The following is an 11,400-nucleotide window of genomic DNA, read 5'->3' as shown; positions in this document are numbered from 1 at the left end:
GCGTCAGATTGGAGCCGGCGGCTGGCTCAGGTCCACGCGCCCGGCGTTGAGCACCACCACGCCGCGTTCCAGCGCCGTGGTGCGCAGCGACACCACCGGGCCATCGACCCAGATCGCCGTGCGCAGCGTTTCGCCGGGCAATACCGGGGCGGTAAAGCGCACCCGCATGCCGCGCACCGTGGCGGCGTCGTAGGCCAGCACGGTTTTCAGCACGGCGTGCATGGCGATGCCCATGGTGCACAGGCCATGCAGGATGGGCCGCGAGAACCCGGCCGCCTGCGCCACCGCCGGGTCGGCGTGCAAGGGATTGAAGTCCCCGTTGAGCCGGTACAGCAGCGCAGCCTGCGGCAGCGTCGCCAGATCGCACACGGCGTCCGGTTCGCGCTCGGGCATCGCATGCGGCGGCGGCGGCGTGCCCGCCCTGGCACCGCCGGCGGCAAAGCCGCCATCGGCGCGCAGCATGGTGGTCTGGGTGACGGTGGCCAGCAACTCGCCGGTGGCCGCGTCATGCACCTGGCGCTCCTGCATCATCAACGCGCCTTTATCCGGGCCTTTGTCGTACAGCGCGGTGACCTTGTTCCGGCCAACTACCCGCCCCTGCGCCGGCAACGGCCGGTGCAGCACGAACGCCTGCTCGGCGTGCACCAGCTTGCGCCAGGTGATGCCGGTGTCCGGCTGGTCTGCCCAGAAGCCGCTGTAACCCAGCACGTTGACCAGCGTGGGCAGCGCCTGCAGGCCGCCGCGCGCGTGCTCATAGACGTAGCGCAGCTGGCCAGCGTCCAGCGGATCGGCGCCCAGGCCGATGCCCAGCGCGTAGCGCATGCTGTCGCGCGCGCTGTAGGCCTGCTCGACGGGCGCAAACTGGCGGCTGAGGAGATGCTTGGGGTCGAGTGGCATGGCGTGTTGTCTGCAGTTGTCTGCTGGATGGTGACGGCGTCAGGCGCGCGGCGTACAGGCGCTCGGCGGGTACCAATTCCTCGCGCACAAAGCGCCGGATGCTGTCGCGCAGGGCGTTGAGGGTTTCGGCGTCGCGAATCATCGGGGCAACTCCGTCACCTCGATCACGGCGTCGACGGCAAAGGCGCCCTGTCCTTGCGGCATCGCAAACACCGGATTCAGGTCCACCGATTGCAGGCGCGGGCCGGCCTGGTGCGCAAACACAGACAGCCGCGCCAGCATGCCCGCCAGCGCCTTGATATCCACTGGCGGCTTGCCGCGCGCACCCAGCAGCAGCGGCGCGCCCTTGATGGAGCGGATCATCTGCTCGGCCACGTCCTCGCCGAACGGGCAACGGTGCAGCACCACGTCCTTCATCACTTCCACAAAGATGCCGCCCAGCCCGAACATGGCCACCGGGCCAAAGACGGGATCGCGCTGGATGCCGAGAATGCACTCCACGCCGCCGCTGAGCTGTTTGGCGACCAGCACGCCTTCGAGGCGCGCGCCCGGCACGGCCTCCTTGCCGCGTGCAATCAACAGACCGAAGCCAGCACGCACGCCTTCGGCATCGGTGACGTTCAGCAGCACGCCGCCGATCTCGGACTTGTGCTGGATGTCCGGTGACAGGATCTTGAGCACCACGGGATAGCCCAACGCCTCGGCCGCCGCCACCGCCTCGCTGGCCGTGGCGCAAGCGCGTTCCGGGGCCACGGCGATGCCAGCCTGCGCCAGCACGCGCTTGGCCTGCGCCTCGCTAGGCATGCTGTCAGGCAGCTCCACCGCGGGCACCGAGGGCGGCGGCAAGCTGGGAGCGCGCTCAAACGCTTGCCCAAAACGGCTCATGGCTTCGATGGCCACCACCGCGCGGGTGGGATCCTCGAACACGGTGAAGCCGTCGGCCTCGTACTCGCGCACACGCTCGGGCGAGGCCAGCACCGACAGCAGGTACAGCCGGTCCGGATGCTTGTCGCGCACGCCCTTTAGCTGCTCGCGCAGGCGCGGCGCGATGGAGTCGGCGCCGCCTGTGTAGGTAAAGAAACCCAGCACCGACTGGTAGCCGCCCTCGGCCACCACCGCTTGCGTGAAACGGCCCGCGATGGTCATGTCGTTCAGGAACTGCGCCGTGCAGTCCACGGGGTTGCGCGGCGCGGCAAAGGGCAGCAACGCTTTCAGGCGCTCCTGGGCCGCCGGGGGCATCTCCGGCATCGGCAAGCCAACCACTTCCGCCGCATCGGAAATGATGACGCCGGCGCCGCCGCTGACGGTAATCACGCCCAACGAATTGTTGGCCGGATAGATGCGGCGCGTGGCTAGCCGTGCCACGTCGAGCATATGCTCGGTGGAGCGCGCCCGCACCACGCCGAACTCGGCCAGCACGGCATCGGTCACCGCGTCGTTGCCGGCCAGCGACGCCGTGTGCGACTGCGCCGCCGCGCTGCCCACCGCGCTGGTGCCGACCTTCATCATGACCACCGGCTTGCGCGCCTTGCGCGCGGCCTCCAGCGCCTGCATCAGGCGCTGCCCGTCGCGTATGCCCTCGGAGTAGACCGCGATCACATCGGTGTTGTCGTCGTCCACCATGGCGTGGACGATGTCGCCCAGGCTGATGTCGCTCTCGTTGCCGCTCATCACGCAGGCCGACACGCCAATGCCTGCATCGCGCGCAATGCCCAGGATGTGGCTGCCATACGCGCCGGACTGGCTGGCAATGCCGACCCGCCCCGCCGCCGGAAAGCCCATTTCCACCACCGAGGTGAAGCTGCCGTAAAAGCCGGTGCCGGGATTGACCACGCCCAGCGAGTTCGGGCCAAGCAGGCGCATGCCGGTTTTGCGCGCCGAAGCCACCATGCGTTGCTGGATCTGCGCGCCCTCGTCCCCGGCCTCGGCAAACCCTGCGGAAAACACAATGGCCGCCGCCGTGCCGCGTGCCGCTAGTTCCGCCACCACGTCGGGCGCCAGTTTGGCGGCCACCGCCACGATGGCCACATCCGGCGTCTGCGGCAGGTCAGCCACGCTGGCGTAGGCTTCCAGGCCCTGGATGGTGGCGCGATTGGGATTGACCGGCATCAGGCGGCCCTGGTACCCCTGGCTGCGCATGTAGTCGATAGGCCGGCCGCCGATGCGCAGCGGATCGTCCGAGGCGCCGATGACGGCGACGGAACGCGGACGAAGGAGACGGACAAGGGGATGACGGTCTGGCATGGCGAGATCGCTTGCAAGAAAAACGGTGGCGGCGGAAGGGGAATAGGAAAAAGAAGAGGAGCGGATCGGGTCGGGGCGGCACCCGCCCCCTGCCTTCGCAAATCCGGCTTACTCGACTTTGGCGCCGGAAGTCTTGACGACCTTTGCCCAACGGTCGATCTCCGAGCGGATCAACGCGCCGAATTGCTCTGGCGTGCCCGGCGACGGCTCGAAGCCCTGGGCGCGCAGGCGCTCCTTCATCTCCGGCGCGTCCAGCGCCTTGTGGATCTCGGCGTTGAGCTTGTCAATGATCGGCTTGGGCGTGCTTGCCGGCGCCATCAGCCCGTTCCACGCCAGGGTCTCGAAGCCAGGCACGCCGGACTCCGCCACCGTTGGCACGTTAGGCAGCAGCGGCGAGCGCTTGGCGCCGGTGATGGCGATCGCACGCAGCTTGCCGCCATTGACCTGCGGCAGCGCCGAGAACATCAGGTCCATCACCAGTTGCGCATTGCCCGCCATCACGTCCGCCATGGCAGGCGCGCTGCCGCTGTACGGGATGTGGGTCATCTTCACACCAGCCATCGAACTCAGCAGCTCGGTAGCCAGGTGCGTGGACGAGCCGTTGCCCGCCGAGCCGAAGTTGATCGATCCCGGCTTGGCCTTGGCCGCGGCGATCACGTCCCGCACCGTCTTGTAAGGCAGCGACGGGGTCACCATCACCAGCATCGGGCCGCGCGTCAGCTCGCTCACCGGGGTGAGATCGGTCTTGATGTTGTAGCGCAGGTTCTTGTAGAGCGAAGGGTGAATCGAATGCCCCGTCGTCACCAGCAGCAGCGTGTAGCCGTCGGGCGCCGCGCGGGCCACCTGCTCCGCGCCCAGGTTGCCGGAGGCGCCGGGCTTGTTTTCGACCACGAACGGCTGGCCCATGCTGTCACCCAGCTTCTGCGCCAGCAGGCGCACAACGATGTCATTGGTGCCGCCCGGCGGGTAAGGCACGACGATCTTGACGGGCTTGGCAGGAAAAGCCTGCGCCAGGCTAAGCGCGGGCAAGGTGAGAGCGGCGGTCGCCGCAACGGCAGCGGCAAGCCAGCGTTTCGTGCTGATCATCGATTGTCTCCGGTCTGAGGTCAGGCGCGGCCGAAACGTGTGTTCGGCGCCCTCGGCTTCTTTGTGCCTGTTTCAGAAACAATCGTAAGCAATGCCATATACTTAATCCAATACTTTACATGCACCTAGCTATACACGAGGTATATGGATGGACCTGCGTCAACTCAAGCAATTCGTAGCCGTCGCCGAGACCAGCAGCTTCAGCCGGGCGGCAGAGCGGCTGTTCATGGCACAGCCGCCGCTTTCCGTCGCCATCCGCAAACTGGAGGAAGAACTCGGCACGCCCTTGTTCGAGCGCACTGCCCGCGGGGTACGGCTGACCGCCCCCGGCGAAGCCGCCCTGCAAGCCGCCAGGAAATGCCTGCAGAATGCGGAAGAAGTCAGCGCGGCCGCGCGTGCGACCGCCACCGGCGAAGCCGGACGGCTACGCATCGGGTTTATCGGCTCGGTCACGTTCGGTTTGCTGCCGCGGCTGATACAGGCGTTCACCAAGCGCCACCCGCAGGTCAAGCTGGAGTTGCGCGAAGGCACCAACCTCGAACTGCTATCGCTGGTGGAAAACGGCGAGCTCGACGTGGGCTTCGTGCGCGTGCCCACCGCCCGCCCGGAGAACGTCCGCTTCCAGTTGATCCAGACCGACGTATTCTGTGCCGCGCTCCCGCGCGGCCACGCACTGGCCAAGCAGAAGCAGGTCGCCTTGCACGACCTCGCCGACTGTCCCCTGATCGGCTACACGCCCTCACGCGTGGGCGGCCTGCAAGCCGCGGTGTCGCACCTGTTCGCACGCGCCGGCATCAGCCCCTACATCGCGCAGGAAGCCGTACAGGTGCAGACCGTGGTAGGGCTGGTGGATAGCGGGCTCGGGGTCGCCCTGGTGCCATCGGTCAACGCATCGCACTCATCGGGCCGCGTAGTATTCCGCCCGATCTCCGACCTGCCGCCGGATGCGTCGATCGGCATTTCCCTGGCGTATCACGCGCTGGCCGAAACCGCTGTCACGCAGCGTTTTCGCGAAAGTATCGAGGCGCCGGCGGAGAAGGCGCCCGGAGCCGGGGGGGAGACGGTGAGGCGGAGTGGGGGCAAGCGGCAAGGGAATGCTGGCGCGCTACGCTAGCGTGTGAACGGCGCTGCGATAGAATCTCCGACAGAGCAATTTCACTGGAGACCGCATGAAAGCACTGTTCGGCATTGCAATACTGTTCGTCATTGTACTGGTCGTGATTTCTGCGCTCAAAGCAAAACGCGGAGGCGGCTCCCCAACGTCCAAGGGATTCCAGTTTGCTCGAAAGGCGCCGTTTATGCGGCAGGACGAGATTGAGTTATATGAACGGCTGGCAATGGCGCTGCGAAACGCGCATGTCTTCCCTCAGGTTTCGATGTCGGCGTTTGTGCAGCACAAGGGAAAGGCTCGGGAAGCGCGCAACCAGTTCTCACAGAAATATGTGGATTACCTGATTTGCGAGCGCAAGACACTGCGCCCGCTCTATGTCATCGAACTCGATGGCGCCTCGCATGGCTCCGAAAAAGCCAAGCGCCGTGATGCGCAAAAGAACGAGGTACTTGCCTCGGCAGGTATCCCGATCAAGCGCTACACCTCCAAGAATGTGGACTTCACGGTCATACTGAGCGACTACGTCTCAGTGGTTGCGCCGGTCGCCCCCGGCTCGCGGGTAAGCGAGCCGGTTCGAGATGCGGCTTGATCGGCCATGCCTATCGGCGCATGGGATGCAATCAGAGGTACACCGCCGCCACCGGCAACCCGACGCTAAAACTGGTCCCGTGCTCCGTAAACCCAAGCCGCCGGTAGAACTGATGCGCCTGCAGCCGGCGCGCGCTGGACGATAGCGCCAGCTTGGAGGCGCCCGCCTCTTCGGCCAGCCGCATGGCAGCGTGCATCATGGCCGTGCCTACGCCGGTGCCGCGCGCGGCGTGGGTCACCACCACGCTTTCCACGATGGCCTCGCTGCGGCCGTCGTGCGCCAGCACCGGGAACACCAGCAGGCAGAACGTGCCGAGCGCTTCGCCGGCGGCGCTGCGCATCAGGTAGCAGCGATAGTGCGGCATCGCCTTTAGCTGGGCGAACAGCGCGCGCATGCGCTGCAAAGGCAGCGGCGTCTCGTTGTCCATTTCGGAGAGCAAGGCGGCCACCTGCAGCAGTTCGGCATCGGTGCCGGTCACTTCGTGCAGGGTCGGGCCGCCGCTGGCGCGGCGTGCATCTGGCAGGTCCATGCGGATATCAGCTTCGAGTGAGATTACTTAGGTGCGATGCCGGTCAGGGCGCGCGGCGCAGGCAGCGCGCCACCATCGGCAGGTAGTGCTCCAGCGGCGGCGTGGCAAGGCCGACGACCTTGGCCAGGTCGTCGTAGCGGCGCAGGCGCACGGCTGCCGGCCCGTGGGGATGGGCGACGAACGCCTCCGCCTGGGTGGCGCCAAAGGGGCCGCCCTGCAGTGCCAGGCTGTGTTGCGAGGCAGGCGACAGGGTGGCCTGGTAGCCCGGCTCGGTAGCGCACAGGTAGCGCTTGGCGGCCACATGCATGCGCACCGGCTCGGTCACCTCCGGCCCAAACCCGACCGCGAGCAGGTCGGCGCCGACTTCCTGGTGGCGCAGATCGATGGTGCTGTCCTCGGACATCACGAGGTGGCCGAGGTCGTGCAGCAGGCTGGCAACGATCAGTGGCTCAGGGTCGCCGGCCTGCTCGGCCAGCTGCGCGCACTGCAACGCATGTTCGGTCTGGGTGATGGCCTCGCCGCCGTAGAAGGCGGTACCGTGGCCGGAGAAGAGGATTTCGATGCGCCTGAGGATCGTCATGATGATTTGTGTGTGCGGGCTGGTGTCGTGAGGCGGCTTGAAGCGGCTTGGGGCGGCTTGAGGCCGCTGTCAAACCAGCGCCTTGCGGATCCGGGCGGACAGCAAATCGATGACCGTGACAAAGCCAACGATGATGATGATCACCGCGCAGGTCTCGGCATACTGGAAGCTGCGGATGATCTCCCACAGCACGGTGCCGATGCCGCCAGCGCCGACGATGCCAAGCACCGTGGCCGAGCGCACATTGGATTCGAAGCGGTACAGCGCATAGGAGATCCACAGCGGCAGCACCTGCGGGATCACGCCGTAAACCACCTCTTCCACAGCGCTGGCACCGGTGGCGCGCACGCCTTCCACGGGGCGCGGGTCGATGGCCTCCACGGCTTCCGAGAACAGCTTGGCGAGCACGCCGGTGGTGTGCACCCACAGCGCGAGCACGCCGGCGAAGGGGCCCAGCCCCACCGCCACGATAAACAGCATGGCGAACACCATCTCATTGATGGCGCGGCAGGCATCCATCACGCGGCGCATCGGCTGGTAGACCCAGGCCGGCACGATATTGGCGGAACACGCCAGCCCCAGCGGCACGGCAAACACGATGGACAGGAAGGTGCCCCAGATCGCGATCTGCACGGTCACCAGCATCTCGTCCAGGTAGATGCGCCAGTCACGGAAACTGGGCGGGAAGAAGTCGGCGGCGAATTTCGCCATGTTGCCGGAGTCCCTCCACAGGTCGAGCGGACGCATGTCGGCGCCCTGCCACGACATGACCAGCAAGGCGAGCACCACCGCCCAGACGAACATGACAGGCAGGCTGGCACGCGGCGGACGGACGGCACGAGGCGGAGTGGCTGGGATCATGGTGGGGTTGGCGGAAGGATGCATGAATACTCGGGCTAAAGCAAAGGTGAGGCGACGGTGTGCGGCCCGCCCCGGCTTTGGGGCGGGCCGACGATGGGCGCGTTACTGCGCGCTGGCGGCGATCTTGTCCAGCTCAGCCAGCTTGCTGCTCAGGTCGGCAAGGCGCTTTTCCTTGTCCGGCGCGGCCATCGTGGTGTCGGATTCGATCTTGGTCTTCTCACGGGCCAGCTCGATCTGGCGGATCGGCACCAGCTGGTTGTCGTTGGACGCGCGGAAGCCCTGGTAGGTCAGCTTGGCAAGGTTCTCCTTCTCGCGCGCGGCGTCGGCACCCTTGCCGTAGTTCACGAAGAAGGTCTGCACCTTAGCCTTGACATCGGCCGGCAGGTCCTTGCGGTAGACCAGCGGATCCGCCGGGATCAGCGGCGACTTCCACAGCACGCGCACCTGGTCATAGGCGTTCTTGCCGGTGTTGATGCGGTAGCGCTCCATGTTCTCGGTGTTGTTGACCGCCACGTCGACCTGCTTGTTCAGCACCGACAGCAGGTTGGTTTCGTGATTGCTCACGCGCACCGTCTTGAAAAAGGTCTTCGGCTCGATCTTGTGGGCGCCCCACAGGTAGTGGCCCGGCACGGCGGTGCCCGAGGTGGAATTCGGATCCCCCGCGCCGTAGCTCAGCGACTTGCCTTGCTTGAGCACGTCATCCACCGTCTTGAGGTTGCTGTCCTTGTTGACGATCAGGAGCGACCAGTAGCCGGGGTTGCCGTCCTTGTCGATCACCGAGGCGAACACCTCGCCGCTGGCGCGGTCCACCGCTTCGATGGCGGACTTGTTGCCGAACCAGGCAATCTGCACCTTGTTGAAGCGCATGGCTTCGATAATGCCAGCGTAGTCGGAGGCAAAGAACGGCTTGACCTGCACGCCCAGCTGCTTGCTCAGGTCATCGACCACCGGTTGCCAGGCGGACTTCAGGTTGGACGAGGTTTCCGTCGAGATAAAGCCCATGTTGAGGACCTTGCCTTCCTGGGCAAAGGCGGGCAGCGAGAGCGCGCCAGCGGCGCTCGTGACGATCAGGGCGAAAAGGGTTCTGCGCAGCATGAGGGAACTCCGAGGAAAAACCTTGTTGGGGGTGCTTGCGGGAAACATGACGAAGAAATCCGGGGTCAATCAGGCCGCCGCCAGGCCGCCGTGCGGCATGGCGGGCGCGGCAACCTCCAGCCCCGCGCCGTCGGGCAGCAGCTCGGCGGCTTCCGTGCCATACAGATCGCGCAACATGGCCGGGGTCAGCGCGGCGGACGGGCCGTCGTAGACCACCTTGCCGTGGCGCAGCGCGACCACGCGCGGGCAATAGCGCATCGCCACATCCACCTGGTGCAGCGACACCACCACTGCCACGCGGCGCGCTCGGTTGATCTGCGCCAGCAACTCCATCACGCGCCGCGCGGATTCGGGATCCAGCGAAGCGATCGGCTCGTCGGCCAGGATCACCCGCGCGTTCTGCACCAACGTACGGGCAATGGCCGCGCGCTGCTGCTGGCCGCCCGACAAGGTGGATGCCCGCCGAAAGGCATAGTCGTCTATACCAACCTGGGCAAGCGCTTCGAGCCCTGCGTCGATCTCGCCGACACGGAAGAAGCGGATCAGGCTGCGCCACAGCGGCACGCGCGGCAGCATGCCGGTCAGCACGTTCGTGATCACCGGCAGGCGGCCCACCAGGTTGAACTGCTGGAATACAAAACCGATCTCTGCCCTTGCCGCGCGCACATCACGCGCCAGCCGGCCGCCTTGCTGGATGGCCCGGCCATTGACCAGCACCTCGCCAGCGCCGCCCGCATCGGCAGCGATAAACCCCGCCACGTGGCGCAGCAACGTGGACTTGCCCGAGCCCGAGGCACCCAGCAGCGCCACCATTTCACCCGGGGCAACGGCAAGGCTCACGTTATCCAGCGCCTTGCGTCCCGCCTGGAACGACTTGGACAGGCCGCGCACTTCAATCGCATGCGTCATCCCACACTCCTTGCATCAACAGTGAGCGCATTCTGGGTGGTGCGGATGACAAAACGATGAAGGTTGGAGAGCAATCTCGAATTGGGAGGCCCGCTTGGCCAGCCGCCTGCACCAAGTGGCCTCGGGCCGACCTCGCTGCCGGCCCGCCGGGCCGCATGGGCTACTGGGCGCGAGGCATGCACATGGCCATGCAGGACAGTGGCCATTCTCCGCCCCGGGGACCCCATCTCTCGATTGAAACAGGTGGAACATTCAAACGGTGCAAAGCGCAAGGTATCCTTCTTGGGCACCTTCCACGTGGGGGAGCACAGGGTGCCCGGCCAGACCAGAGGTTGCCCCCGATGAAACCCTCCGGATTGCGTACGCGCACCGACAAGGACGTTCATGAGCAAAGCAAAACGCGCCGGGCTGCTGTTTGTGTTCGTATGGTTCGCCCTCGGCGGGCTCGGGCACTTCATGCTGACGCCGTTCTTCGTCAGCATCGTCCCTCCATCGATCCCCTACCCTGCCGCCGCCGTGCTGGTGAGCGGCGTGTTCGAACTGCTGGGCGCGCTGGGGGTGCTGTGGCTGCCCACCCGGCGAGCGGCGGGATACGGCCTAGCACTGCTGACGCTTGCGGTCACGCCGGCCAATGTCTACATGTGGCAGCACCCCGAGCTGTTCCCGAAGATTCCGCCGAGCCTGCTGGGTATCCGGCTGGTGGTGCAGGTGTTGTTGCTGGTGTGCATCTTGTGGAGCACGAGCCGGCCGGATGATGCCGTTGCTACGCGAGATGGGAAAGGCGAACCATAGGTCGGGCAATACAAGGTGACCGCTATCGCCTTACACCGGCCCGGCGATAAGCCTCACTCTTGTCCCGTCGTCCAACAGCGAGCACTAGCACAGTGACGGTACGATCGTTGACCTCGTACACCAGCCGGTATCCGGCATCGCGCAGCTTAATCTTGTATACGTCTTTCATGTCCTTGCCACTGAGCTTGGCAGACGGCACCCGGGGTTCGGCCAGACGTTTCTCGAGCTGCTTTCGAAACTGATCCTTGATCGACGCATCGAGTTTCTTCCATTCCTTCAAAGCGTCTTCGTGAAAGGCGAGCTCATAACTCATCCAGCGACACCTTTACGGACTTCCCGCCGCGACGCTGCCGAACGATTTCTGCAAGCTCGATGTCCTCAAGCCGGTCCATAAGTGCTTCGAAAGCCTGGGCGGGAACCAGGTATGCGGCCGGGCGATTGTGATTGAGGACTGCCACGGGTTCGTTACCGGCCTCCTCAATGATGGCACCGGGGTTGCGGCGAAGGTCCGTGATGCTTACGGTCGCGGTAGCGTAGATGGCGCGTGTGACTGTCATATCTTTGGGTTGCCTGGCGTAGCGGGTTCCAATCGGACTGCATGGACAGGCTTGCAGCCCGTTCGTTACCCGTAATAAAGCACATAATTTAGCACAAAAATATGTGTACTTTTTGTCCTATCGATCAGCAACCAGAAGCCGGGCGACCCG

Annotated in this window: 13 protein-coding genes; 3 read left to right on the top strand and 10 right to left on the bottom strand. The window is 65.6% G+C overall.

The window, feature by feature from the left end; translation table 11 throughout:
* Positions 1–3 precede the first annotated feature (3 nt).
* From AC1RQC_RS16515 to AC1RQC_RS16505, 3 genes are all read right to left on the bottom strand, one after another.
* Entirely contained in the window at positions 4–897 is an 894-nt protein-coding gene (locus AC1RQC_RS16515; protein WP_492884001.1) for a MaoC/PaaZ C-terminal domain-containing protein, read from the bottom strand.
* Between the two features lie 138 nt (positions 898–1,035).
* Positions 1,036–3,141 (bottom strand): acetate--CoA ligase family protein, encoded by a 2,106-nt coding sequence (locus AC1RQC_RS16510; RefSeq protein ID WP_492883999.1) that lies wholly within the window; start codon positions 3,139–3,141, stop codon positions 1,036–1,038.
* 108 nt (positions 3,142–3,249) lie between these two features.
* Complete coding sequence (locus AC1RQC_RS16505; protein WP_492372029.1) at positions 3,250–4,227, bottom strand: tripartite tricarboxylate transporter substrate binding protein; 978 nt, start codon at positions 4,225–4,227, stop codon at positions 3,250–3,252.
* 148 nt (positions 4,228–4,375) lie between these two features.
* On the opposite strand from AC1RQC_RS16505, the gene AC1RQC_RS16500 reads away from it, so the two are divergent.
* Positions 4,376–5,341, top strand: a complete 966-nt coding sequence (locus AC1RQC_RS16500) for a LysR family transcriptional regulator (protein ID WP_492883997.1) — start codon at positions 4,376–4,378, stop codon at positions 5,339–5,341.
* A gap of 55 nt (positions 5,342–5,396) precedes the next feature.
* On the top strand, positions 5,397–5,927 hold the full coding sequence (locus tag AC1RQC_RS16495) for a DUF2726 domain-containing protein (protein WP_492883995.1): 531 nt from the start codon (positions 5,397–5,399) through the stop codon (positions 5,925–5,927).
* A 31-nt stretch (positions 5,928–5,958) separates the two neighbouring features.
* Here AC1RQC_RS16495 and AC1RQC_RS16490 read toward each other — a convergent pair whose 3' ends face one another.
* The 5 genes from AC1RQC_RS16490 to phnC form a co-directional block, all read right to left on the bottom strand.
* On the bottom strand, positions 5,959–6,456 hold the full coding sequence (locus AC1RQC_RS16490; protein ID WP_492883993.1) for a GNAT family N-acetyltransferase: 498 nt from the start codon (positions 6,454–6,456) through the stop codon (positions 5,959–5,961).
* Positions 6,457–6,499: 43 nt separating this feature from the next.
* Positions 6,500–7,036: a phosphonate degradation HD-domain oxygenase gene (locus tag AC1RQC_RS16485; RefSeq protein WP_492372032.1), complete on the bottom strand. Its 537-nt coding sequence runs from the start codon at positions 7,034–7,036 to the stop codon at positions 6,500–6,502.
* A gap of 69 nt (positions 7,037–7,105) precedes the next feature.
* Positions 7,106–7,897: a phosphonate ABC transporter, permease protein PhnE gene (gene phnE, locus AC1RQC_RS16480; RefSeq protein ID WP_492831065.1), complete on the bottom strand. Its 792-nt coding sequence runs from the start codon at positions 7,895–7,897 to the stop codon at positions 7,106–7,108.
* Between the two features lie 102 nt (positions 7,898–7,999).
* Positions 8,000–8,992 (bottom strand): phosphonate ABC transporter substrate-binding protein, encoded by a 993-nt coding sequence (gene phnD / locus AC1RQC_RS16475; RefSeq protein ID WP_492883991.1) that lies wholly within the window; start codon positions 8,990–8,992, stop codon positions 8,000–8,002.
* A 69-nt stretch (positions 8,993–9,061) separates the two neighbouring features.
* The gene (gene phnC, locus AC1RQC_RS16470; protein ID WP_492883989.1) at positions 9,062–9,901 is read right to left on the bottom strand and encodes a phosphonate ABC transporter ATP-binding protein; all 840 of its coding nucleotides are present in this window, start codon (positions 9,899–9,901) and stop codon (positions 9,062–9,064) included.
* A 384-nt stretch (positions 9,902–10,285) separates the two neighbouring features.
* Here phnC and AC1RQC_RS16465 point away from each other — a divergent pair, with 384 nt between their 5' ends.
* Positions 10,286–10,693, top strand: coding sequence for a DoxX family protein (locus AC1RQC_RS16465; protein WP_492372035.1), 408 nt, complete (start codon positions 10,286–10,288; stop codon positions 10,691–10,693).
* A gap of 22 nt (positions 10,694–10,715) precedes the next feature.
* On the opposite strand, the gene AC1RQC_RS16460 is transcribed toward AC1RQC_RS16465, so the two are convergent.
* Complete coding sequence (locus AC1RQC_RS16460) at positions 10,716–11,006, bottom strand: type II toxin-antitoxin system RelE family toxin (RefSeq protein WP_150989398.1); 291 nt, start codon at positions 11,004–11,006, stop codon at positions 10,716–10,718.
* Positions 10,996–11,250: a type II toxin-antitoxin system Phd/YefM family antitoxin gene (locus AC1RQC_RS16455; protein WP_043354770.1), complete on the bottom strand. Its 255-nt coding sequence runs from the start codon at positions 11,248–11,250 to the stop codon at positions 10,996–10,998. Before AC1RQC_RS16455 ends, AC1RQC_RS16460 begins: the two co-directional genes overlap by 11 nt.
* Positions 11,251–11,400 lie beyond the last annotated feature (150 nt).

It is taken from the genome of Cupriavidus sp. GW822-FHT03E04 (genome assembly GCF_058801495.1).
The sequence above is the reverse complement of the archived record's forward strand: the minus strand, read 5'-3'. Positions and strand labels throughout refer to the sequence as shown.